Below are 25,015 nucleotides of genomic sequence, written 5' to 3' on the forward strand. Positions count from 1 at the left end.
TTGCACTATAATCTCGGGTCCCTTGGGGGACCCGCATTGCATACGAGGAAACACGATGAAGGGAACGAAACAGTGTCTGCCTTTCCTGGTCAGTCTGTTGATGGCCGGGTGCGTCAGTAAAGGCCCGGAGCATCCGCCAAGATCGGCAGCCTCCGACTTGCAGCAGCAGCTTCAACATGACCGAGAACAATTGTCGGGCAAAATGGCGATCGAGGCATTCAAGGATCTTCGCTTCCAGCCCTTCGGGCAAGAAAGCCGTTGGGTAAATGTGGGCACTGACAGCCCGGTTTACGCATTCGATTCGGGCAAAAGCTATGTGATGGCCTTCTCATTGCCCGCTTTCCCCCAAGCTGCCCGCGTCAAAGTAACCATCCCGATCGACTATACCATTTTTCTGCCCAGCATCCTGTTACTGGACGAGAATCACAACGCCATTCAAACCATTCCCAGCTCCACTTTCAGTTATAACGGCCGTTCATTAATTTCAGGACAGAACATCCAGGGAGAATTTACAATTCCGGCCCCCATCGGCAGCGTCCGAGCTGCCTATATGGTGATCTATTCTACTACGCTGGATATGCAAGGCAGCACCAGGCTCAATCCCGACGATCTCCAGCGCGCAATGCAATATGATCGCTCCACGGATGTCGCCCGTCTCATCAATGTGGAAGTGCCCCATTCGACCACCGGACGATTATATTTGGCACTGGACGCAGAGGCTGCTGTAAATGCGACACCGAACGCAAAAACCATATCGCCCGTGATGATCACCGCAGATAAAGCGCTAGGTGAACTGGATTATTATCAACATATTCGCACTGCGGTTGTGAGCAAAAACTACGAGCAGGCTCTCGCCTGGGTCAAGGCCGCCGAACAGGCCGGTTTTACCAAAGCAAGAGAGGTTTTTTTTGCCGCCCAGCAGTAGTGGACCACTCAATCTGAGGCAAAGCATCATTGCTTGTCACCACCAAGGGAAAGGGTTATCCTAAGCCTCTGATTTATTGAGAATATATTCTTGTAACATTGGTTATAGCCAAGGGTTTTCACAGTCGAGTACGGAGGGCGGATGTCGAAGTCAGCTCAGGAGAAAAAAGCCACTGTCTATGATATCGCCAGACGAGCCGGTGTCTCGGCAAGCACTGTATCCCGGATATTAAACGGCTCGGCCAAAGTGGCCGCAGATAAACGCCAAGCGGTTGAAGATGCAATTCAGGAATTGAATTTTCGTCCCAACCTTATGGCACAATATCTGAAAACGGGTCAATCCATGACCCTTGGGGTATTGACTCAACATGTAGAGAGTCCATTTTCCAACGAAATGTTGCGTGGTGTTGAACATACCCTTCAGGGCATGGAGTATGTGCCGCTGATTGTCAGCGGTCACTGGAATGCGGAAGAAGAAGTCGAACGGTTGCGCCTGCTGGTAGCTCGTCGGGTCGATGGTCTTATTATTTTGACCGGCCACGTAAATCAACAAACGCTGCTCGAGTTTTCACAACAAATACCCATTGTTGCCACTGGCCACAATATCATGACCGAGCGGGTACATTCCTTCAGCATCAATAATCGGCTGGGTGGCTACATGGCAACTCGCTATTTATTGGATCTGGGTCATCATGACATAGCCCACATTGTCGGCTTACCGGATCAAAACGATGCCATCGAACGTCATCATGGTTATCGTCAGGCCTTAGTCAGCGCGGGAATCGAATATGATCCATCCTTGGTCATCCAAGGGGATTTCGCCGAGGCTGGTGGCCTGAATGCAGTGAAGAAACTGGTGCAGAGTGGCCGGAAATTCTCAGCCATATTCTGCGCCAACGATCAGACCTGCTACGGGGCTATTTTGGGGCTCAAGCAGTGCGGCTTAAGGGTACCAGAGGATGTTTCACTCATTGGTTTTGATGACCTGCCATTCTCTACCTATTCCAACCCGCCATTGACCACGGTACGCCAGCCCATCTACGAGATGGGGGTCAAAATGGTCAAGACTCTGTTGGGTTTGATCGAGGGCACGGAGCCAAACTCGGACGAACTGCCCGAATTGAGCATTGTGGTGCGTGATACTACTCTGCCGTACAAAGGATGAATGTCGACTGGGGGTTGTTCCCTGCGCAGCATCCGCTCAAAGCGGCCTTCGGGCCGTTTTTCTTTTGTCAGCCGCCTGTCCAGCGAGCGACTTGTCCTTGTCGCATCTTCCACCTTGTCTCTCTGACGTAGCACAGACTCCACACACAACCCGGCGCACCTCTTCTACCGGCCCCTCAATCCGGCTGGCTCCATAAAACCAGCCAGAGCCTGGCAATGACAACCCGATGACATCTGCCTACAAACCGGCCCTGATGGAAAAAGGCGCCTGAAGGCGCCTTGAAGAGTCTGCTGATCGCTGCGGGGGATTGCCCTGTGGGCGTGTCCACCGTCAAGGCGCAGCGAAGGGAGACTCCGTCCCGATAGCTGTGCTGGTTGCCAGCGTGGGAAGATGCTCGTCCGCCTCACAGAGACGGGCTCTTTTTGCCGTCTTCTGGGGGAGATACCAGCTTGCCAACCCCTGCTGGATGCGCGCGGCGGCCGCTTCCGGCGTCATGGTGCCAAGCACCACGGATTGCGATACCTCTGCGAGCTCGGTGGTGAACGATGGCTCCCCCCTAGTGAGAAACTGAGCCCCCAGACGCAGGGTAGAGTCACAGGTATCACGCCAGCCCATCATGGTGCTAGCCACCGGATCCTTGAGCTCGAAGAAGTGATTGGAAAGGGAAAAGAAACCCGGTACCGAGTTGGAGAAGCTCTCGGCAAAGTCCGCACTCGCCATCCACTCCACCAGTTTCAGGGCAGCCTCCTTGTTGGGGCTGGCTGCATTGATGCCGATCCCCATGTCAGTGTGATCGGTGAAGTAGCAGGTGTCACCTTCCTGCGCGACGGGGGGCGGGAAGGCACCAAAATTGACCTTGCCGGTAAACTGGGCCAAGGACCAGGAACCCGCCACTATCATGGCGGCCTTACCGGAGGCAAAGGCATCCACCGCCTGAGCCTCGGTTGTATCGGCCGGATGGTCCCCTATGTAAGGCCGCCAGCTCGCCAGCTCACGAAACGTCGCCATATAAGGGGCATCGGTCACTCGCGCCTGGCCGTTGATCAACGCTAGGCGTCCATCTTCCCCATGCCAGTAGTTGGGGCCGATATTCTGGTAGCCAAGCTCGGAGACCACCCAACTGTCGTGGGCCGCCAGCGCAAGCGGCAGATAGCGGCCATCCTGCTTAACCTTCTCCAGCACGGCGAAGAAGTCAGCACGGGTTCGGGGTGTCCTCAGCCCCAGGGTTTTAAAGATGTCGACATTGAAGTAGAACCCCTGGATCACGGAGGCGATGGGCAGGCAGAAGGTCTGGGCCCCGGAGTCGGTCTGCCAAGCGGCCTTGGCAAAGCTCGGAAAGTTCTCCATCCCGGGCAAGTCCGTCAGATCCAGCAAATACCCCTGCTGGAACAGTCGCAGGGACTGATCGTAGGGACGGCAAGTGATGAGATCCCCCGCCTTTCCCGCCACCAGCCGCTCGGCAAGTACCTGATCGTAATCGGCCGAACGCTGCGGTTGCAGCTTAAGGGTGATCTCGGGATGGAGCGCCTGAAAACGGGGCAGAAAATGCTCCTTCCAGAGCACCTCGTCATCCACGCGCCAGGTTTCCAGCACCAGCTCCTGGGATACCGCCGCCGTACTCAACCCCCAGACCAGCAGGGCACTCACAGATTTCCACATCGCCTCTCTCCTACACCTTGAAACGGGCCACCAGACTCTGCTGCTGGCTGGCCAGCCCCGACAACACCTCACCACTGCTCGCCGACACCCGGGACGCCTGCTCGGTCTCGTGAGCCACGTCTGCGATGGCCGCCACGTGCTGGGCCACTCCCTGACTCACCGAAATCTGCTCCGCTGCGGCATAAGCCATGTGATCCGCAATCTCCTTGATGGCCTCCATGCGCGAGGCGATCCCCGCCAGGGCACTCTCGACATCCCGGGTCTGCTGCACACTCTGCTGGGTCTGCTCATGGCTCTGGGCCATCACGCTCGCCACATCGCGGGCGCATCCCTGCAGGTTGTCGATCATCACCTGGATCTCCTGGGTCGCCCCTTGTGAACGGGTAGCCAGCGCCCGCACCTCCTCGGCCACCACGGCAAAGCCCCGCCCGGCCTCCCCGGCACGGGCCGCTTCGATGGCCGCATTGAGGGCCAGCAGGTTGGTCTGTTCAGCCATGCCACGGATCACCTCGAGAATGTTGCCAATGTTGCTGCTGTAGCCTTCGAGCTTGCGGGTGATCGCCATGGCCCCGGCGATGTCGGTCGCCAGTTGCTCGACGCCATCCCGATTGGCCTGCATCAGATGACGTCCGCGCCGGCTCTCGTCATTGGCCTCCCCCACCTCCCGACGAACATGATCGCTCGAGCGCGCCACTTCGGTCGCACTGGTCTCCAGCTCGAAGATGGCGGCCGCCACCTGATCGGTCTGGGCCTTCTGCGCCTGTACCTGCGACATCACCTGCTCGCCGATCTCCGCGGTCTTGCGCGTCTCGCTCACTAGGTACTCAGAGCCGGTCTGGACCTCCATCATAAGCGTCTTGGTGCGGTGGGCCAGCTGGTCGATGGAGTTCGCGACCTCACCAAGCTCGTTCCTGGCGGGGTAGCGAACCCGCAGCGTCATGTCCCCTTGTGCCATCAGACCGAGAACCCGATTGATCCGCACCAGCGGCACCTGGATGCTGCGGGCCGTACTCCAGGCAACTATGAGGGCGATGAGCACGGAACACAGGGCCACCATCACGATCCAGGTGCGGGCGCTGTCAACCGCGACGTCGGCACTCAGCCTGTCCTCCTGCATGCTCTGGTTGCTGATGGCGATAAGCCTGTCCAGGACCTCCCCCAGTTGCTGGCTCTGCGCCTCCTGCTGTTCACGCAAGCCATGGAGTTGCTGGCTGATTTGCTGACGGCGCACCAGGGTGGCAATCAGCCCCTTGTCGCCAAATACCAGCTGGGGAATGCGCGCCACATGGCGGGTGAACCTGGCCTTGACGTCATCGGGGACAACAATCCGCTCCAGACGCTGGTTCGCAATGTCGATGTCTTTGGCCAGCACCCCCTGTAGCGCCACCAGATCCGTGTTGCCGTCGGCACGCAGGATCAGCTTGAGATCCCGTGCAATACCGCTGGTGATGAGCTCCGCCTTGTTCTGCAAAGAGCGCCGCCCCGCCGTGTAACGCACCAGCAAGTCCGCCGCCGAACGGTAGTTGTCGTCCAGGTGCAGCAGCTCGCTCCGCATTCGTGCGAGCACCCGCTCCAGCTCGACCGACTCTTCGTGCAGGCTCATCAACTGCTCAGAGATGGTAAACAGCCGGGGGGCCTGGTCGGTGACCCGGGCGAGTTGCCGCTCACTCTCGGTATCGAGTGTCAGGGCCGCGAATGCCTTGATGTGCTGCTCATAGCGGACCTTGTCATGGGCAACACGCTGACGGGACTCGGGGAACGCCGACGTCTCCCGGATGGCGAGATGCGCCAGGCTGTCCCTGTCAGCCATCAGCAATGCGGCGCGCAGCCGGCTGGCGGTCAGGGCCTGAGGCGTCGCCTCCTCGGTTACCTGCTGGAAACGACCGTGAATGGAGGTCGTCTTCAGGTAACTGATGGCCCCGAGCAATAGCAACAGGACCAGCAGCAGCGTAAAGCCCAATCTGATCCGCTGTACGATCGACATCCTTCTCTCCCACCTCTCCCTCCGCATCGGGGCGGAGCCGGTTATCAAGGCACCAGGAGCCCGACAGGCATCCTGGTGCATCTGGCTGACGGCTTATCGACTCAACCTGCCCTGGCAATCGAGCCTGACCACTTCCCCTGAGGCCCCCAGCAGAGAAGCCGGTACCCAGCGTACGGTCGCCATGTCGATGCGTGCCTGTCCACTGGTGCCCAGGATGAAGGGGGTATTGACCTTCGCGAAGTCCATGCCCTCTTCGAGGCAGCGCAGGGGCAGACTCAGGGTCACCCACTTCTGCGGGGGCAACTGGCGCAAGGCCGGAGCAATCTCGATGGACTTGCCGCAGGGCCAGCCACACTGCAGTCCCAGCGTCATGTCCCCCGCTGGCGCCTGCTGCACCCGCAGCGTCACCTGCAGCTCGCTCTCGCCCTTCAGGTAGGTGCGACGATCCGCCCCCTTGACCTGGGTGGTCTGCAACTGGATCGTGGCCCCGGAGTCGATACCCGGCTTGTCCGCCCCGAGGAAGGTGACCGCTCGCGCATCCTGCTGGCGCAGGTAGTCGATGGGCTGAACCTTGATGAAGGTCATCTCGGTCACGCTGTTGCCGGAGACTTCAGTCCCCGTCCAGTTGCTGGCGTCCCCCATGCGCAGACGGTGTTCTTCACCCGCCTTTGGCCCGAACAGCTCGAGCACCTTGTCAGCGGCGCTCAGTTTGGCGGGGTCGCTCTCGTTGCAGCCGAAGGTACGTTTATCCAGGGTCAGGGTATTGAGGTTGCTGACCCGGGCCGCCACAGGGGAAGGCTTGCCGTAGCTGAGCCCGTAGCCATAGGGGAAGAGCGGTGCGTACTCACCCGCAGGATCCTGCTCGAAGGCTGGGCGCTGCCAGCCCGGGATATGGGTGGGCGTGCGATTGATGGTGGTGGCGCACTTGCTAAAGGGCCACGAGAAGGAGAGGCGTCCCTGGAAGTCATGGGCCACCTTGCCCTTGGCATCCCTGAACAGCAGATCGGTGATCCCCTCCCCCTCGGTGCCCGGCAGCCAGGCGGCGACAAAGGCGGAAGAGAGATTGAGCTCCTCATTGACGTAGAGCGGACGTCCGGAGAAAAGCACGGTCACCACGGGGATGCCGGCCGCCTTCAGCCGCTTGAGGGTCAACAGATCCTCGTGATAGCTGCTCTTGAGATCCCCATAGGCAAGGGTCTTGTTGTCAGGAATGTCGCCGAACCACTCGGCATAGGGATCCTCCCCCATGACCAGGATGGCGACATCGGGCTTGGCTCCCGTAAGCTCACCGGATCCCGTGCTCACCTGCACATGATCCGCACCGACGGTGGCGGTCACCGCATCCAGCACGCTCTGGGCACCGGGGAAATCACCGCGCCCGTTCTCGCTGCCTTGCCAGGTCAGGCTCCAGCCCCCCACCTGCTTGCCCAGATCGTTGGCGGCGCTCCCAGCCACCAGCACCCGGCTCTGCCGGCTCAGGGGCAGGATCCTGCCCTCGTTCTTGAGCAGCACCAGCGACTTGCGTACCGCCTCCCGGGCCAGCGCCTTGTGCGTCACGGCACCAAGTTCACCCTGCTTGCCCGCCAGCTCACGGGCCGACGGCATGGGTTTCTCCCACAGCCCGGCCCGCATCTTGACCCGCAGGATACGCGTCACGGCATCGTCGATCCGGCTTATCGGGATCTGCCGGCTCGCCACGCCATCGAGCAGGCTCTGGCGAAACTCCATCCAGTCCTTGCGCGCCGTGACCATGAAGATGTCGACCCCGGCCAGCACCGCAGGCAGGCAGCTCCCCATGGTACAACCGGCGATCTCGCTGTGACCGTTCCAATCAGAGACGACAAGGCCATCAAAGCCCATCTTGCCCTTGAGCACGTCGGTCAGCAGATAGCGGCTGCCGTGCAGCTTGCCATTGTACTCAACCCCGTCTTCTGGCAGCACGTCGCGGTTGAGCTCGTTGTGCCAGCTGTTGAACGAAGCCATGACCACCTGGGCACCGGCATCCAGCCCCGAGAAGTAGCCCACCGCGTGCAGGTTGCGCAGATCCTCTTCCGAATAGAAGTTCTGACCCCGGTCGACCCCGTTCAGGGTACCACCGTCCCCCACGAAGTGTTTCACGTTCGAGATGACATGGCGCTGGCCGCGTAGATCCGTCGCGGAACCTTGCAGGCCACGCACCATCTCGCCAGCATAGTGATAAACGATGGCGGGATCTTCGGAATAGCCCTCATAGGTCCGGCCCCAGCGATCATCTCTGGGCACCGCCACCGTCGGGGCGAAGGTCCAGTCCAGCCCGGTGGCGGCCACTTCCCGCGCCGTCACCTGGCCGATACGGTAGATGAGCCCCGGATCCCGCGCAGCACCAAGGCCGATGTTGTGCGGGAACAGGGTCGCCGCAAAGACGTTGTTGTGGCCGTGCACCGCATCGGTCGCCCACATGAATGGAATGCGATAGCCCCTGCCCTCAAAGCCCGCTTCCGCCGCTTGCCAGTAAGTGTCGGCCTGGCGTGCCCAGTCCGCTGCTGAGGCGTGTTTGTTGTTGCCTGGCCAACCGCCACCCCCGTTGAGGACGGAACCAATCTTGTAGCGAGTGACCTCCTCTGGGGTCACTTCACGAAAGTCGGGCTGGATCATCTGGCCGACCTTCTCCTCCAGGGTCATCCGGGAGAGCAGGGACTGGATCTGGCGCTCCATCCCCTCGTCCTTGGCAATGGCGCTATGGATCTGCGGCCAAGTGACAAAATAGGGCATGGTCGACAGCTCATCCGCCATCCCGGCACTCCAGATGCCGCACCCCACGAATAGGCAGGTCATAGACCTGGTGAGACCTGTAGTTTTACGCATTTTCCTTATGACTCTCCGGATATTCTCATTCATCGCCTGACGCATCGATCATGGGGGTCCGCCTTGAAAAACAGCCCAAACATGAAATCGATTGCAAGAATATTTAATGGTAAACAGAAATCTCCTCACCCTTCCAGCAGTATCTTTACCCTGCCACGGTAAAAATCCCACCGAGAGAGTAAATAGTGATGTAGCTCACAAAGATCAGACTGTTTCTCGCCAGCAAAATATCCAGGAGGGGATGGAGCACACGGAAAAGCACCATGACAGAAAAAGCAATAAAATTATAAACATATAGTGTATTCTTCATCTCATGCCACTGCATATTTTACCGAGAATGGCACCCATTTGGTTAAACTGGCGGGAAATAAAGAGAGGATGATAAGGATTCAATAGAATTCAAATCTCGTAGATCTACATATCAATAAACGAAAATTTGTAGCCCACATCACAGTTCATAAAGGCAAACTTGATTTGCCACAAACTTTACTATTACCTAATTCGTGAAATCGATTTCCACTCAAGAGTTGTATGTAAGTCTTGACAGTGAAATGCGGGTAGCAGGATGACTCGGTCATTTTCAGCGCGAGTGCGAAAATCGACGCCATTATTTCCGTCTGTGATCAAAGGGGTAACAATGAAAATATCTCGGCTTAGTGCCCTGACGCTTGCCATGTCTTGCGTCATTGGCTTGCATGGCTGTTCCCTGCCCAGCGCAGGGGCATCAGGCTCCGGTGCCTCCTCGGCATCTGCCGGACCTGTGGGTGAATTGCTAACCAACGGGGGCTTCCAAGGAACCGATGGCTGGTGGACGGCTGGGGGTACCCTGAACGCCGAGAACCAGATGGGCTGTATCACCTTCACCGAGTCGGGATCCAATCCTTGGGATGTCATCTTGGGACAGTCCAACCTCGGCCTGGTTCAGGGGCAAACCTACAAGCTCCATTTCACTGCCATGGCCAAGAGCGACATCAACGTCAAGGCCCTGATCCAGCATGATGGCGCCCCCTACACCAACCATATGGTGCAGGACCTCGCCCTCAGCAGCACACCCAAACCTTTCGACATCCAGTTCATGCCCTCCTCCACGGACGAGAAGACCCAGTTTCAACTCCAGATGGGCACCCAGACACCGACCACCGTCTGCATCGGTGAAGCAACGCTCTCGGGTCCATCCCTGGTCAAGAAATCTGATCTGGCCAGCGTGCGCGTCAACCAAGTCGGCTACCTGAGCAAGGCATTGAAACGTGCGACCATCGCCACCGACAGTAAGGACTCGCTCCCCTGGACCCTGCGCAATGCCCAGGGTGAGGCCATCGCCGAAGGCAAGACCACCCCCTTTGGCCTGAATGCCGCATCCGGCGAGAACGTACAGATTGCCGACTTCAGTCAGGTCACCACCCCGGGCACCGGCCTGGTACTGGAGGTCGCCGGCCAGAAAAGTCATCCGTTCAGCATCGGCGATGACATCTATCACACCATGAAATTCGATGCCCTCTCCTTCTTCTATCAGCAGCGTAGCGGCATCGACATCGAGGCCAAATATGTCCAGCGCCCCGATCTCGCTCGCCCGGCAGGACACAAGCCCGAGAAAGTGACCTGCTTCAACAAACAGGATGCCAAGGGCAACCAGTGGCCAGGTTGTGACTTCACGCTGGATGTGACCGGCGGCTGGTACGACGCTGGCGATCAGGGCAAGTACGTGGTCAACGGCGGCATTTCGGTATGGACCTTGATGAACCTCTATGAGCGAGAGCAACTGGCGAAAGAGGGTGACAAGAGCGCCTTTGCCGACGGCAAGGCTAAAATCCCGGAGCAGCACAACGGCCACAACGATCTGCTGGACGAATCCCGCTGGATGATGGAGTTCTTCCTCGCCATGCAGGTACCCGAAGGCAAGAAGGCCTGGGTACCGGTAGGAGATCAATCCAAGCAGCTCGACAGCCTGAAACTGACCGAGATCGATGCCTCAGGCATGGTCTTCCACAAGGTCGCCGATGAAGCCTGGACCGGGATGCCGCTCCCGCCCCACAAGGATCCACAGCCCCGTTTCCTGAGCCACCCCAGCACGGCTGCGACCCTGAACCTGGCTGCCACCGCCGCCCAGTCTGCTCGCGTATGGAAAGATCTGGATCCGGCCTTCGCACAGCGCAGCCTGCAGGCAGCCGAACGAGCCTGGAAGGCGGCCAACCGCCATCCGGACATCTATGCCTATGACAACTTTGTGGGATCCGGTCCCTATGATGACACCAACCTGAAGGACGAATTCTACTGGGCTGCCGCCGAGCTATTTGCCACCACCGGCAAAGCCGAGTACAAGCAGGCCGTCCAGCAGTCCCCTCTCTATCTGGCCGCCCCCAAGGGGGATCGCAGCGCAAGCGGTGATCTCTACTGGCAGGATCTCAGCAGCGCAGGGACCATCACGCTGGCCATGGCGCCTAACAAACTGGGCAAACAGGAAGTGGAGAAGGCGCGCGCCGCTATCATCGCCGCAGCTGACGGCTACCAAAAGAGCGTGGCGACAGAGGGTTACCTTATCCCCTATCAGGCTACCGAATACCCCTGGGGCTCCAACTCCAACCTGATGAACCGCAGCATCTTCCTCGGGTTGGCCCATGACTTCACGGGGGAGCGCAAATACCTGCAGGCCATGTCCGATGCCATGGACTATGTGCTGGGCCGCAACCCCCTCGACCAGTCCTATGTCTCCGGCTACGGCAGTCGCCCTCTGAAAAATCCGCACCACAGGTTCTGGGCACATCCAGTCGATCCCGTGTCTCCCCTGGTTCCCCCTGGAGTGATGTCTGGAGGCCCCAACTCCATCAACTTCAGCGATCCCGTTGCATCCACTATGAAAGGGAAGTGCACCGGCCAGACCTGCTGGAAAGACGAGATAGGAGCCTGGACCCTGAACGAAGTTACCATCAACTGGAATGCTCCCTTCTTCTGGGCTGTCAGCGTGCTGGATGAAGGCGGATTAACCCGTTAAGTGCGCTCCCGATGCTCCGTCACCATGGCGGAGCATTTTCCCCTCCCGACCTTGTCCTTATGCAGATATCGGGCCTGTGTCTATCTTTTTCCCAATTTCCCATCAATGCAAACGCCACAGGGCGAATAGATAAGTGGCCCCGCAAACTCTTGCGTCCCTCCCTTATCCACCACACAGCCTTTACGACAAAGTTATGCCTCCTGAGTGCCTCTCATCCACCTTTGGGCGCAGCTGATTTTCTACCGTTATACCGTGCCATTAGGCCTGCTGACGCAATACGGCAGCCGCTCAGAGCAATCTCTCCTGCGATGCAATACAGTGCTACATACCGGTAGATGAGCCCGTGCCAGAACCTGAAGTCGATACTGTCATCATCCCTTCGGGCTTACGGCAAGGTTAGGTCAACGCCTCCATCGGAGCAGGGCTTTGCCCTAGGTCTGCGAGCTTCTGCAATGAAATCTTGCAACCATCCCACATCTGAAGGTCCCCTATCCCCAACATGCTCCAGAAAAGGCCCCTAGGCCATGACGGGACCTGCCATCAGGGCGGAGTAACAATCAGCAGAGCGCGGTAAAGCACAGGACATCATGGAGGCGGGTATCTGTTGGGGCTTTCAACATCAATGCACCGCGGGAAGAGTACGCTCTGCATCTTGTGGGGCCTGCCCAGCAGGTGTTGGGTTGGCATAAAACACCAACAGACATGAAATCGATATTTCAAAGACAAAACCCAACAACAACCAGATTAAACCAATAACCATACAAACAAAAAACACTTTATTTTCAAAGGATTGATAATCAAAAATGCGCACAAGCACAACCCAGCAAGTGATCAGCATCACAATTACAAAACCCCAAACGTGAAATCGATTTCCCAAATTATTTGGTCGATCTATAGTGAGTTCAATTTAATAACTGAGGAATCATCATGAAAAAAATTATGCTGTGCTGCTCTGCCGGGATGTCCACCAGTCTGCTGGTGAAGAAGATGGTGATCGAAGCCGATAAACGCGGCTTGGCTGCCGAGATCAAGGCTTTTGGCGCATCAGAGTTCGATGATCAGATGCCGCTCTACCAGGTGGTCTTGCTAGGGCCACAGATCAAGTACATGCAACCTGAATTACAAGCCAAGGCAGCCGTTCATGGTGTCAAGGTACAACCCATCGACATGATGGATTACGGCATGCAGCGCGGTGACAAGGTGCTGGACTACGCCCTGTCCCTGATTGGTTAAGCGTGCTCACAAGGAAGGACACACACAATGAGTTCACTCTATGGGATGCTGGTCAAGTTGATCGAACAACGGATCGGCCCATTGGCAGGAAAACTGGGCCAGCAACGCTATGTTCTGGCCATCCGTGACGGCTTCATTGCCGCGCTGCCGTTCATGATCGTTGGCAGCTTTATGCTGGTCTTCATCTTCCCCCCCATCTCCAGCGAAACCACCTGGGGCTTTGCCAGAGCTTGGCTCGATTTTTCCACCACCTATCGTGCCGAACTCATGTTGCCCTTCAACATGAGCATGGGACTGATGACGGTCTTCATCTCGGTGGGAGTCGCATCAAGCCTGGCCAAGCAATACTCCCTGGACCCCATCACCACGGGCTTGCTCTCCCTGATGTCGTTCATGCTGGTGGCGGCACAATATAAAGACGGCACCATCTCCACCCAGTATTTCTCCGGTCAGGGCATCTTTACAGCTCTCATTTGTGCCATCTATTCGACCGAGGTCTACGCCTGGCTCAAGCGCAACAACATCACCATCCGTCTGCCCGAGCAGGTCCCGATGGGGGTAGCGCGCTCCTTCGAGGTGCTGATCCCGGTCCTAGCGATCATCCTGACCTTACACCCCTTCAACATGCTGCTGCAGGAAACCACAGGCATGATCCTGCCCGAGGCGATCATGGCCATGCTCAAACCGCTAGTGGCGGCTTCCGACAGCCTGCCTGCCGTCTTGCTGGCGGTGCTGTTGTGCCAGATCCTATGGTTTGCTGGCATCCACGGCACCATGATCGTCACCGGCATCATGAACCCCTTCTGGATGGCAAACCTAGCCAGCAACCAGGCCGCACTAGCCGCAGGTCAGGCCATTCCTCACACCTTCCTGCCCGGTTTCTGGGATCACTTCCTGTTCATCGGCGGCGTGGGATCCACCTTGCCACTGGCATTCCTGCTAATGCGCAGCCGTGCCGTACACCTGCGCACCATAGGACGAATGGGCGTGGTCCCCGGGTTCTTCAACATCAACGAACCGATCCTGTTTGGTGCCCCCATCATCATGAACCCGGTCTTCTTCCTGCCCTTCATCCTGGTGCCGGTGATCAACGCCATCCTGGCCTGGTTTGCCGTGGATCTGGGTCTGGTTGAGAAGGTCGTGATGCTGACCGCATGGACCACTCCGGCCCCCATCGGCGCCTCCTGGGCGACCAACTGGGCCTTCAGTCCGGTCATCATGTGCTTCATCTGCATGGGGATCTCCGCCCTGATGTATTACCCCTTCGTGCGGGCTTACGAACGCACCCTGCTCAAGCAGGAAGCCGAGACGGCTGAAGCGGAAGAAGCCGCCAGATCAGAAAAAGCAGACACAATCACACCGATTCAGAGTCAGGCGTAAGCACCCGGCGTGCGGGCGCCACGCCGCCTGCACGCCGGTCATCAAGAGGAAACTGCAATGCAATATACATTCCCCGAAGGCTTCTGGTGGGGTAGCGCCTCGTCGGCCGCACAATCGGAAGGGGCTGCCAACGTGGGCGGCAAGGCACCGACCATCTGGGATCACTGGTTCGAGACGGAGCCACATCGTTTCCACGGTCAGGTAGGCCCAGCCAACACCTCCACCTTCTACGATCGTTATCGTGAAGACATCGCATTGATGGAACAGATTGGCCACAACAGCTTCCGCACATCCATCTCCTGGGCCCGGTTGCTGCCGGATGGCCACACCGTCAACCAGGAGGCCGTCGACTTCTACAACAAGGTTATCGATGAGCTGCTGGCCAAGGGGATCAAACCCTTCATCGGCCTGTTCCACTTCGACATGCCGATGTACTGGCAGGAGCAGGGGGGCTGGGAGAGCCGCGAAACCGTGGCGGCTTATGCCGAGTACGCAGAGCTCTGCTTCAAACTGTTCGGTGATCGCGTCGCCTGCTGGATGACCTTCAATGAACCAGTGGTGGTGGTGGAAGGTGGTTATCTGTATGACTTCCATTACCCGAACCAGATGGACTTCAGACGGGCAGCCCAGGTGGCTTATCACATGATGCTGGCCCACAGCCTGGCGGTGAAGCGTTATCGAACACTATCCCTGCCCGGCCAGATCGGCATTGTCCTGAACCTGACCCCCTCATATCCGCGCTCTTCAAACCCGGCGGACTTGAAGGCCTCGTTCATTGCTGACCTGTTCTTCAACCGCGCCTTCCTCGATCCTGCGGTGAAGGGAGTTTATCCCCAGGAGCTGATCGATATCCTGCGCGAACACGATCAGATGCCCGTGGTGCAAAGCGGCGACTGCGAACTGCTGGCCGCCGGCAAGATCGATCTGCTCGGCATCAACTATTACCAGCCGCGGCGAGTGAAGGCACGCATGACGGCCATCAACCCGGACTCCCCTTTCCTGCCTGACTGGTTCTTCGAGAATTACGAGATGCCAGGCCGCAAAATGAACCCTTATCGTGGCTGGGAAATATATGAGCGCGGTATTTATGACATATTGATCAACCTGCGCGACAACTATGGAAATATTCCAAGCTATATCTCCGAAAATGGCATGGGTGTCGAAGGGGAACACAGATTCATTGGTGAAGATGGTCAGGTAAAAGACGACTATCGTATCGACTTCATTCGTGGCCACCTCCAGTGGATTCATACCGCCATTGCTGAAGGAAGTAATTGCCGTGGTTATCACCTGTGGACCTTTATTGACAACTGGTCCTGGATGAATGCCTACAAGAACCGCTATGGATTCATCAGCCTTGATTTGGAAAGCCAGCAGCGCACCGTCAAGAAAAGTGGTGAATGGTTCGCCAACGTCTCTCGTAATAATGGATTTTAAGGAGTCATAAATGATGGATCTTGAAGAAGCAGTCATGGGCATCATCGTCAATGCCGGTCAGTCTCGCAGTCTCTGTTTCGAAGCCCTGCGTCAGGCTCGTGCTGGCCAGTTCAGCGAAGCGGATGCCTTGCTGCTCCAAGCCACCGACGCAGGGAAGGCTGCCCATGCCGTACAAACCAAACTGATTGAAGCCGATGAGGGCGAAGGCAAGACCAAGATGACACTGGTCATGGTACATGCTCAGGATCACCTGATGACCTCCATTCTGTGCCGCGAACTGGCCACCGAACTGGTCGAGATCTATCGCCGCCAAGCCAGCTGATTTTAACTCATCGGATCGGGAGTCCGTGCTTTTGCCACCGTTATATACGGTGGCTTTTTTTATTCTGCTTATACCAACCAGTCGTCATGTATTTCATACCTTTTCAGGCAATTTCAAAAATATGAAACTGTCATGACGCGATACCAGTATAAGTTTCAATATATGTTAATGGCTATTCTTATGCTGCTTGTAGTCATCAATAAAACACTCATTAATAAACACACAGGAATTTGGATAATATGCGTAAACTTGGACTGATGTCAGTATTGCTGATGGCGGGAGGATTATATTCCACTCAGGCATCGGCATGGTGGTGGAGCAATCAGGATTGGCAGGTCTCTGATGGTTGGCGTAATGGAGGGTCAGAATTCGACTGCACCTGGCGCGCCGCCAACGTCTGGATGGAGTCCGGCATGGCCATCCTCCATGCGAAATCCGACAAAGGAAACAAGAGCTGCGCTGAGCTGCGAACCTACAACTACACCCGCAAGGGTCGTTATGAGGTGCAGATGCAGGCAGGATCGGTGCCCGGCACCATCAGCTCCTTCTTTACCTATACCGGAGATGCAGGCACCAGCTCTCACTATGAAGTCGACATCGAGCTGATGGGGGGCACCAACCTGCTCCATACCAACGTCTGGATCCAGGGGCGTCAGTATCCTCAAGACATCGATTTAGGCAAGTACGGCATGTCAATCTGGAATATGGAGCGCTACGCCTTTAATATCGATGCAGCGGGTGTCACTTGGCAGGTGTTCAGCCGCACCCAGAACAAATGGGTGAGCGTGCGCCGAGAGAGCCGCCCCGTCACCAGTTGGATGCAGGTTTTTGTGAACAACTGGATCAGCGCCAATCCCAGCTTCCCACCAAGTACCTACAACAGCCAACCTGTCTACGCCAAATACAAGTACGTCAACGTTACTCCATGGGAATGATAGTAGGCTACGTAGTGGCCTAATCATCCCGGACACCATTTTAGGTGGTACAGTCGCCACCATGACCTGAGGTGTTCAATGACAAGATTACGTCGCTCATTTACTGCCGAATTCAAACTCGAAGCCGCATCCCTGGTGCTCGACCAGGGATATTCAGTCCCCGAAGCAAGCCGTTCACTGGATGTCGGTGAAACCGTACTTCGCCGCTGAGTTCAGCAACTGCTTGAACCGATACATCGCCGCCTCTGCCAGCGAGCGCCGATTATATCCCGACATCTTCTTCCAGTGCGCCAGCCCTTCCTTGCGCATCTCCAGCACCGCCTCATTTCTCGGATGTCCCTTTTCCCATAACCCCGCGTTCTTGCGAGGCGGGATACAGGCTGTCGCCCCTTTGCGCGCGATAAGCTGATGGCTGGCTTTGCTATCATAGGCGCCATCCGCATAAACACGTCCCAGCTTGCGCCGCAGTGGGTTGAGCAAGGTCGGCAGCACCTCGGCATCATGGACATTTTCCAGCGAGACTTCCGCCGCCACGATATCGTGGGTCACCGGGTCTACCGCCAGGTGTAACTTGCGCCAGACCCGCCGCTTCTCAGCGCCGTGTTTTCTGACCTTCCACTCGCCTTCACCAAACACCTTCAGCCCGGTTGAGTCGATAACCAAGTCGGTAATGCGCCCCTTTGGGGGCTGTCGATAAGCGACCGTCACTGTGCGTGCTCGCTTGCTGACACAACTGTAATCGGGGGCACAAAGCGGTACGTTCATCAACTCGAACAGGGAGTCGAGTAGTCCTTGGGTGGCCCGCAGAGTGAGGTTGAAAATCCCCTTGAGCATAAGGAAAAGGAAGGTACAGATGATCTGGTCAGTGTAAAGCTGGCTGTGGCCCCGGCCCCCATGATGGCCGTGGTGAAACCAGTTGTTCATGGCCTCGGCATCAACCCAGAAGGTGAGTGAACCACGGTTAACCAATGATTTGTTGTATTGAGGCCAGTTGGTGATGGGGAGAAGCGACGTACCCATGATGCAGACTTGAAGAGGATGGTGGTGATCAGGTCACCGAGTCCTCAGTTAGTTCCATTCAAGCTGCATCGATTTGGGCAACAACGCCGGTGGCGACTGTAACACCTAAAATGGTGTCCGGGATGATTAGACCACTACACGCCGGGATGGAAGAAAAGAGGATGGAAACTGAAAAGTGGTAAGCAAGTGGCTAATAGATTGTTGGTCGAAGAAGTATATTCAGCATTCGCACGCATAAAAAACAAGGTTTCAATTGAGCGCGATTTTGGCCGTGCAGGAATTGAAGGTAATGAGATAGCGGACAAACTAGCAAACTTGGCGATCACTACCAACGAAGTGGAGCTCGCCAGACTCAATGATGATCTGTAACAATCTCACGTCACGACAGTGTCTAAAGAAGCCGGGGCGATTCAGTGAAAATAATCCAACTCATTGAAATTTAAAAATTAAAGTGTCAATTCTTGGCATAAGGCATTCTTTCTTTGAACCCTCATATAGCACACAATTATAACACCGTGTAAAAATCTTTATTTTTTCACTGTTCCCACTTTTTTCAAACAGGCGCTAAAATTTTTCTGGCGGATATGAAATGTGATGGACATCACGTTCCGCAATGTATCAATTAAGGATAACGGTGCTGCCGAATTAGGCAATACCGCATCGGAAAAGGAGCAAGCCTATGTCCTGGTTTCGTGATTTTGTAGAAGCAACGGTTGCCACCGCGGTAGTGATTGTCTCTCTGCCTGTGCTGGGCCCTGTGGGTGCCATCTCCTCAGCCGGGGTAGCTGTTGCGGTGGCGGTGGGTGCTGGCACCGCAACCGACAAGTACATGGATGAGAAGGGATAGTTACAAGCTAGCATACATCGTCTGAGCGACCGTCACTGGCACTCAGGCGTTGTTAGCGGCGGGCATGAGCTTGATATGTGAGAGGGAAAGAGCATGTTTACCAAGATGATGTGCAATGGATATTGCCTGTAGTGCCTTCACTGCTCCCGATACGCCTTCGTCAGCGAACCAAGTCTCAACCTTGTGAGTCTGCCCAATACTGTGACGCTGAGCTCCAATACTCTGTTCGTCCGTGCTTACTCTGAGATACCCAATCAACGCCACGATAGTCTCGACAGTGAGTACGACCGCCAAGACCCAGAAGAGGAGCAGCGCAGAGAAGTATATCGCCGCGAACATGGTTGCGGCTTTATGAATGAGCGCTGGAACCCATACTAGTTCCGATCAACATATGGTGACGTCGCCAATGAATGGCAAGCATATTTGAGTGATCTTGATATCTAAAGCAAGTCACTCCAGACCCCATCGGACTCGATCAACCTAACAAGAGCTTGCGCACTGAATCCCTCGGCATACAGAGTCTCTACCTCATTCCCAGCCTCAGCCTCATCCATCTCTTCAAACTCCCGCAGATAATGCGGTTCATCGCGCAAAGCGATCTCCATGATCTCGCGGGAGACGACGTGGAACCCATCGACAACCTCACCATCAAATTCAATCGACGTATCCACAACCCAGGCATGCAGGGCTGGCAGAGGATTAACATCACTCAGCAATAGAGCTGAACGCAACCCTTGGTCATTTTGCAGTGCTTGAAGCACAACCGGTTGCTTGCGCTTTAACTGCCTCGCCGCCTTGCGCAGGGTATTGGTTCGATGCAGCCAGACTTCATGGCGAGTTGAACGAATGAAGCCAGACTTGACCTCCAGCAGCAACGCAACCCCATCCAAGTGACAGATCAGGTCCACTTCGCCAGCATCGCGCTCATCACTCAGTGGCGGTTGGTAACCCACCACGACGTGGAATCCCCTCTGCCTTAGCGCTTCGGCAAGGGTATGTTCAATACGCTCCGTTTCGCTGCGCAGAGCTGGCCTGCGGTGTTCAACACGACGCAAGTTATTCACCGCAGCGGTCAGATTGTTCTGTTGACCGGCAACCCAGGGGAACTGAAAACTGTAGCGGCCAATCTTGTAGAACGGCCGCTCGTACAGTCGTGGTGACGGTATGCTTGGCGCTTGCCTTATCTGCGCGGATAGAGCCTGCAGATCACTGGTCCAGAACTTCAGGATGGCTTCGGCCGCCTCGGGGTCGCCCTTGGGATACTCAGGGCTGACGGTCCAACCACAAATACGACGGATCTTATCTTTCGGTTCCGACCAGGTGATGGGAAAGCGGTTCTCACCATGCACAAGTCCTTCAAAAGCCAATTGACCCAGAGCCTTCACTGCTACACCAGAGTCATCCATATAGCGCAGAAAAGGCTGGAGAAATGCCTGCTCGAAGAACACGGTTGTCAGCTCACTGGCTAATATCGCGTGGTGCAGGGCTACCTCAGCTCCATCGTTCAGTCTGACCCGTTCACCCAATCCGAAAATGGTCTGCAGGTAGAGCTGACTGCGAATGGCTTTTATGTAAGCAAGCTGATTCGCTTCGTGGTTTTCCGGCCTCCCTATGATTGCGCCAGCCATATCGGACGCTGCGAATTGCTCAATCGCGCGGTACATCCAGTAGTGCCAAAGCAACCTGCTTTTTCTCTCAGTACGCTGCCAGCGCTGTGAGCCCAAATCAGTTTTATTGAAGATGACCGGTTGTCCCGGCTTGAGCAGGTAACCGCAATCGCTGTCAAAACAGAACCAATTGATGGAATTCTCGTAGTCGATTCGCTCGCGCATAGCGGCAATAAGCAGGGCAACCGATTCGAGGTTGGCAACACACTCTCGCCCCACACCTGACGGTGGAAAAAGGAGTGGCGACAAATGACGCTTGAGAGAGCGGCCGAGAACCTCCTCTGTCAGTTGAAAATCACGCTCGGAACAATTCAACAGTTTGCGCGCGATAATCCGATCATAGACATCCCAATCTTCCGCACTGCTGTCTCTATCCTTAGCGGCACCAAGTTGCCCATAAGCTGTCACGCTCAAATAGGAAAGCAGCTCTAATAGCGTAAGCGACTTCAGGTGGGACTCAGCCAGTGCGATGGCTTTATCGAATGGTTCGAGTTGCTCAAGCAAGCGATCACAGACGCCGAAAAATTCGCACCAATCCTTGCTGACGAGATTGTCCCGAAGATGCCGCCAGAGCGGTGAATCGCTGCGTGTAAACAGCTTCGAGTAACGAATCGCCCAACGCAATACATCTGGATGACGAGCGGACAGATGATCCAGCAGCGCAGTGCTAATAGCATCCTCAAAATGCAAAATACGTCCCAGTGCCAAGCTTGCCAGTTGAGCACTTTCAAGATTGACTGGCTCCCACCAAAAGGATGCGGCAGCCAGTCCGGCAGCACGATTGCGAGTTGTGTATTTGCCGCTCGGACGCTGATCCAGAAAGTCGTGAAGGCACTCATCAAGTGCGGCGAATGGGGCAAGCTGCTGTGCATATCCAGCAAAACGAGTCTGGTAAAACTCCTGGCATTGCCGTTCCTGGCCTTGCATATCTGGTCATCCTTTTCCTGCCGTCGAACCTTGATATTCAAAGAGATTGAAATCAGCAGCTCATTTGAGGCCCGCAACAAGTCGGACAATCGGTATGGAAGGAAATAGTTAACACGTTTCCAAGAAGGGGGAAACAACTGATGAGGAGCCAAGAACTGGTAATTACAGATGTGGTAAGCAGGGCGGCAAATCAAAATGCCCCACAAATGCCCCACAGAACTGGGGGACCGGAAAAGCACAAGGGCCTAGCCGAAGCTAAGCCCTTGTTAAATGTGGTCGGTGTGAGAGGATTCGAACCTCCGACCCCTTCGTCCCGAACGAGATTGCCACGATGGCTTTGGGGCTTTCATTCGATCTCGCAAAATCAGTCATCCTAATCAACCTCGCTATCTTCGTCCCAGTTGGGTGGATGCACAAACGTTACTGTCGATTTCACCTGCATGCTCCCGTGGCTAAGGCCCGAATTTTCTCGCGCCCCCCCATCGCCGTACTTCTTGGGAGCCAACTTCGAGGCCAGCCATTTACGAGCATCGATCTGCAGGCGGGCACGAGCAATCACATCATGGTTAACTTTTACGTTCCCGTTGGCGTCGAGAAAGGTGTCATTACTGCTGTCATCGGCAATCTGGAGGATCTCGTCGGCCAGTTTGTCGGCCAGCTCCTCGCGCGCGCACGCGTACTGGTCCCTAAATTCTATGTAGCGTTCATCAGCCAACCAGCGCATCACCATAGATTTGGACGGCATGCCTGGACGCGCAAGCACTGCGCGTAGACTCACTCCATCAGCAATGGCGCTGCATATAGCCTCACCCAACTCGTTTGTGAATGTACTCCGACGACCTCTTGTTACCGTCTTGGGATTCGACGTATTGGTTTCCACAGTGGAAACCTGAGGAGTAAAAACTGGGATCATAACTTGAGTTGTAGAATCCACGTGTTCAGAGCCCCTGATAGGGGCCGTAGGCATACCTGAAGATGAGGTAGCGTTAACGGGTGTTATAACTCTTGACCATTTGTGCGTCTTGGCCCGCTTGTTAATGGCGGTATGTGAAATGCCGTGCTCTATCGCTATTTGGCGTACACTTTGGCGGCCAGCACAGTACGCGAGTTCGATACTGTGCCAGTCTGGGGAATCCGTTGTATGCATAGAGGAATAGGTCATAGGCGACCAGTATTTACGAAGGCGCAGGTTGATATCCAGCCCTACAGGGGGGAGGATGATAATCGTTGCCCGGATGTGCGGTAATAAATCAGTCTACCTTCCTTAGATGGAGTAGTAGATTACGCATCCGGCGCGAGGCTCCTCAGGGCAAGGCATTGCAGCCAGCAGCAGGAAATCGGTGTGTAAATGCCCCCTGCGCTCCACTTAGGCATATGATGTCCATCAGTAAAAACTACATCACCTTCCCAAGTTATTTATAGTTAATATTTAATTTCAATTACTTAATCACTCCATCCCCCTTTGTGTACCTTACCCTTGGCCGACGCCACCGCTACCTGAACCACCCGATCTACCTCCTCAGCACTGATGTTTGAAATCACCCCTTCCTGGAATCGACAGTATGCAGTCCCCGTATTACCGCTCCGGTTCAGACGCACACTCAGTTCTAAGAGCCCTTGGCGAGGAGAGTTCTCGTCATACACCTCGTCCCGGTACAAGCCAATCCAAATGTCGCAGTCTTGCTCGATCTGGCCAGTGTCACGGCTGTCGCTCGGCATGGGCCGCTTGTTGTCCCGAGATTCAAGACCACGATTGAGCTGAGTCAGCAGCACTACCGGGCAACCCATCTCCTTGGCCAGTTCCTTGAGTCCCTTGGTGATCGCCCCATACGCCAAGTCATTGCGTTCAGCCTTATCCGCCTTCATCAAGGTCAGATAGTCCACCGCAATCAATCCCAGTTGACCCAACTTACGGCGCAGACGACGACACTCCCTAACAATCTGGGACAGGCTCATACCCGACTGATCGGCAAGGTGAAGCTTGGAGTAGCCCAACTCGGCCGCTACAGAATAGGCCTTGTCGATCGATTGCTGGTCTTTCGCATGACTCAGCTCCTGCCGATTTATTCCGACAGCCTGCGCGATCATCACCTCGAACAGCTCAACACTGGTCATTTCCAGACTGAAACCAACAACCGGCAGCTTTTTCACCAAAGCAGTGTGGTTGCACAAGCTGGCCATCACCGTCGATTTACCCATTTTGGGGCGTGCCCCAATGCACACCAGCGCGGTCTTGTTGATCCCGGACGGGTAGAGCAACTTGTCGAGACTGTCGATCCCTGTCGCGTAACCGATCATCTCGTTAGGGTTGAGGTTAGAGCGGCGCTCCATCTCGTCACACCACTGGCGGACTATGTCTGAGGCTGGCGACGCTAGGGCCGACACACCATCAGAGCGCTTGCTGTCGATTTCCCCCAGCAGGCCATCCATGGTGGCGAACCGCTCTTCGGTCGAGCTGAATCCAGGATCCATCATCGCCCCAATACAATCCTGCAGCCTAGCCACAGCAAAGCGACGATCTGCATTTTGGCGCACGATGGCACCATAGGTAGTGATGTTGGCCGCACTCGGCGTGTTTTTGATGACTTCTATCAAGTAGGCCAAACCGCCAGCCTCCTCAATCAGCCCACTCTCATCCAAACGGTGGCTGACCGTATTGAGGTCAACAGGTTGGCGCGTAGCCACCAACTGTGAGATGGCGTCAAAAATGATCTGGTGCGGCCGGCTGTAAAAATCCCGCTCAGACAGAGAGAGCTCGTGGAAAGCTTCGGCGCGGATCATCAGCCCACCCAGCGTCGATTGTTCAGCTTCAAAGTTGTGCGGAGGGACCAATCCCAGAATGCTACTCGTCATCGAACCGCCCCTCCATTACGCCCAATATGCAGCGCTCGGTGATCAGAAAATCCAGATTCTTCCGTTTCCAGCTCGACCTGCCATCCTGCCGTGGTCGACTCTCACACATCCAGCGGCAGTTCTCGGCGATATATTCCAGGTACTTACGCCAGCGTTCTTCGGTAAACTTGAACTTGTGCCAGAAGTTACGAATTTTGGTCTTGCGTGCGTCGGTAAGCTCCCGTATTGCAGCCATCTCAGGCAGTACCTCGTGGTAGATATCCACGATGGCTTGAAAGGGTGTGTGTTTGCTCTGCTTGACCTGTTGTTGTTCGACTGTGGGGGCGTCAGCACCAGCTGATGCTCCATCAGTATTTTTCTTTTTTGTCTTTTTAGTAGTGTCTTTTGTGTGTCCGGGTTTCTCTGACAAGACTGTCATGGTTTCCGTGACACCATTTGTCATGGTTTCTCTGACAATGTCAGACTTCCTATGACACTCAGTAACTTCCCACTCACTCAGGCAATTGTTGGGACCGATTTTGCCCACCTCACGCACCAAAACCTTCATACGTAACAACGTGTTTTTGGCAAGACTGACCGCCTGGCGCGACATCCCTGTGCGCCGGGCAATCTGGCCGTCAGAAATGCGATCCACCTTCTTGTTAAACCCGAAGGTGCAGCGGGTAATGGCATGTATCACCTTCTGCTCATTCTTGGTGAAATCAGCCAAAATGATGGCGTCATAGAGCTCATTGGCAATCCTGGTAAAACCGTCAGCCAGTTGAGCCACACGGACAGCCGGTGGCTGAACTGGCGCGTGCTTGTCCGGAAACATATAAATATCAGCCAT

The 25,015-nt window shown here is 55.7% G+C and carries 18 protein-coding genes and 3 pseudogenes; 11 read left to right on the forward strand and 10 right to left on the reverse strand.

What is annotated here, in order from left to right:
• Positions 1-55: 55 nt before the first annotated feature.
• Both G5229_RS08205 and G5229_RS08210 read left to right on the forward strand, forming a co-directional pair.
• Positions 56-925: a MalM family protein gene (locus G5229_RS08205; RefSeq protein ID WP_100654520.1), complete on the forward strand. Its 870-nt coding sequence runs from the start codon at positions 56-58 to the stop codon at positions 923-925.
• A gap of 141 nt (positions 926-1,066) precedes the next feature.
• Entirely contained in the window at positions 1,067-2,089 is a 1,023-nt protein-coding gene (locus tag G5229_RS08210) for a LacI family DNA-binding transcriptional regulator (RefSeq protein ID WP_042084009.1), read from the forward strand.
• A gap of 330 nt (positions 2,090-2,419) precedes the next feature.
• Here the strand turns inward: G5229_RS08210 and G5229_RS08215 are convergent, their stop codons facing one another.
• The 3 genes from G5229_RS08215 to G5229_RS08225 all read right to left on the reverse strand — a co-directional run bounded on the left by G5229_RS08215 (position 2,420) and on the right by G5229_RS08225 (position 8,546).
• Positions 2,420-3,748 (reverse strand): ABC transporter substrate-binding protein, encoded by a 1,329-nt coding sequence (locus G5229_RS08215; protein ID WP_270803844.1) that lies wholly within the window; start codon positions 3,746-3,748, stop codon positions 2,420-2,422.
• A 10-nt stretch (positions 3,749-3,758) separates the two neighbouring features.
• A complete protein-coding gene (locus G5229_RS08220) occupies positions 3,759-5,732 on the reverse strand; it encodes a methyl-accepting chemotaxis protein (RefSeq protein WP_158651143.1) in 1,974 nt (657 codons plus the stop codon).
• A 93-nt stretch (positions 5,733-5,825) separates the two neighbouring features.
• Positions 5,826-8,546: a glycoside hydrolase family 3 protein gene (locus tag G5229_RS08225; protein ID WP_235634699.1), complete on the reverse strand. Its 2,721-nt coding sequence runs from the start codon at positions 8,544-8,546 to the stop codon at positions 5,826-5,828.
• Between the two features lie 667 nt (positions 8,547-9,213).
• Here G5229_RS08225 and G5229_RS08230 point away from each other — a divergent pair.
• A complete protein-coding gene (locus G5229_RS08230) occupies positions 9,214-11,565 on the forward strand; it encodes a glycoside hydrolase family 9 protein (RefSeq protein ID WP_235634701.1) in 2,352 nt (783 codons plus the stop codon).
• Positions 11,566-12,184: 619 nt separating this feature from the next.
• Here G5229_RS08230 and G5229_RS08235 read toward each other — a convergent pair.
• A complete protein-coding gene (locus G5229_RS08235; protein WP_158651144.1) occupies positions 12,185-12,406 on the reverse strand; it encodes a hypothetical protein in 222 nt (73 codons plus the stop codon).
• 86 nt (positions 12,407-12,492) lie between these two features.
• On the opposite strand from G5229_RS08235, the gene G5229_RS08240 reads away from it, so the two are divergent.
• The 6 genes and pseudogenes from G5229_RS08240 to G5229_RS08265 form a co-directional block, all read left to right on the forward strand.
• Positions 12,493-12,798 carry a PTS sugar transporter subunit IIB gene (locus G5229_RS08240; RefSeq protein WP_064341853.1) on the forward strand — a complete coding sequence of 102 codons (306 nt, stop codon included), beginning with the start codon at positions 12,493-12,495 and terminating at the stop codon, positions 12,796-12,798.
• Between the two features lie 27 nt (positions 12,799-12,825).
• On the forward strand, positions 12,826-14,178 hold the full coding sequence (locus tag G5229_RS08245) for a PTS sugar transporter subunit IIC (RefSeq protein ID WP_064341852.1): 1,353 nt from the start codon (positions 12,826-12,828) through the stop codon (positions 14,176-14,178).
• A 57-nt stretch (positions 14,179-14,235) separates the two neighbouring features.
• Positions 14,236-15,615 (forward strand): glycoside hydrolase family 1 protein, encoded by a 1,380-nt coding sequence (locus G5229_RS08250; protein ID WP_100654524.1) that lies wholly within the window; start codon positions 14,236-14,238, stop codon positions 15,613-15,615.
• Positions 15,616-15,625: 10 nt separating this feature from the next.
• Positions 15,626-15,937, forward strand: a complete 312-nt coding sequence (locus tag G5229_RS08255) for a PTS lactose/cellobiose transporter subunit IIA (protein ID WP_010673336.1) — start codon at positions 15,626-15,628, stop codon at positions 15,935-15,937.
• Positions 15,938-16,176: 239 nt separating this feature from the next.
• Positions 16,177-16,872: a family 16 glycosylhydrolase gene (locus G5229_RS08260; protein ID WP_100654525.1), complete on the forward strand. Its 696-nt coding sequence runs from the start codon at positions 16,177-16,179 to the stop codon at positions 16,870-16,872.
• Positions 16,873-16,950: 78 nt separating this feature from the next.
• A pseudogene (locus G5229_RS08265) lies at positions 16,951-17,079 on the forward strand (transposase); the annotation flags it as partial.
• Positions 17,080-17,085: 6 nt separating this feature from the next.
• On the opposite strand, the pseudogene G5229_RS08270 reads toward G5229_RS08265, so the two are convergent.
• Positions 17,086-17,892 (reverse strand): annotated as a pseudogene (locus tag G5229_RS08270) (IS5 family transposase); the annotation flags it as partial.
• 147 nt (positions 17,893-18,039) lie between these two features.
• On the opposite strand from G5229_RS08270, the pseudogene G5229_RS08275 reads away from it, so the two are divergent.
• Positions 18,040-18,261: pseudogene (locus tag G5229_RS08275) on the forward strand (hypothetical protein); the annotation flags it as partial.
• A 310-nt stretch (positions 18,262-18,571) separates the two neighbouring features.
• Positions 18,572-18,739 carry a hypothetical protein gene (locus G5229_RS08280; protein ID WP_168176960.1) on the forward strand — a complete coding sequence of 56 codons (168 nt, stop codon included), beginning with the start codon at positions 18,572-18,574 and terminating at the stop codon, positions 18,737-18,739.
• A 42-nt stretch (positions 18,740-18,781) separates the two neighbouring features.
• Here the strand turns inward: G5229_RS08280 and G5229_RS08285 are convergent, their stop codons facing one another.
• From G5229_RS08285 to G5229_RS08305, 5 genes are all read right to left on the reverse strand, one after another.
• Complete coding sequence (locus G5229_RS08285) at positions 18,782-19,078, reverse strand: recombinase family protein (protein ID WP_235634705.1); 297 nt, start codon at positions 19,076-19,078, stop codon at positions 18,782-18,784.
• 101 nt (positions 19,079-19,179) lie between these two features.
• On the reverse strand, positions 19,180-21,333 hold the full coding sequence (locus G5229_RS08290; protein WP_100654526.1) for a nuclease-related domain-containing protein: 2,154 nt from the start codon (positions 21,331-21,333) through the stop codon (positions 19,180-19,182).
• A gap of 373 nt (positions 21,334-21,706) precedes the next feature.
• Positions 21,707-22,495, reverse strand: a complete 789-nt coding sequence (locus G5229_RS08295) for a hypothetical protein (RefSeq protein ID WP_368216486.1) — start codon at positions 22,493-22,495, stop codon at positions 21,707-21,709.
• Between the two features lie 281 nt (positions 22,496-22,776).
• Positions 22,777-24,186 (reverse strand): replicative DNA helicase, encoded by a 1,410-nt coding sequence (locus G5229_RS08300; RefSeq protein WP_100654528.1) that lies wholly within the window; start codon positions 24,184-24,186, stop codon positions 22,777-22,779.
• Complete coding sequence (locus G5229_RS08305) at positions 24,176-25,015, reverse strand: replication protein (protein ID WP_100654529.1); 840 nt, start codon at positions 25,013-25,015, stop codon at positions 24,176-24,178. Before G5229_RS08305 ends, G5229_RS08300 begins: the two co-directional genes overlap by 11 nt.

Origin of the sequence: Aeromonas sp. 602396, assembly GCF_049173735.1 — a bacterium.
Taxonomy (GTDB): Bacteria; Pseudomonadota; Gammaproteobacteria; order Enterobacterales; family Aeromonadaceae; genus Aeromonas; species Aeromonas veronii_A.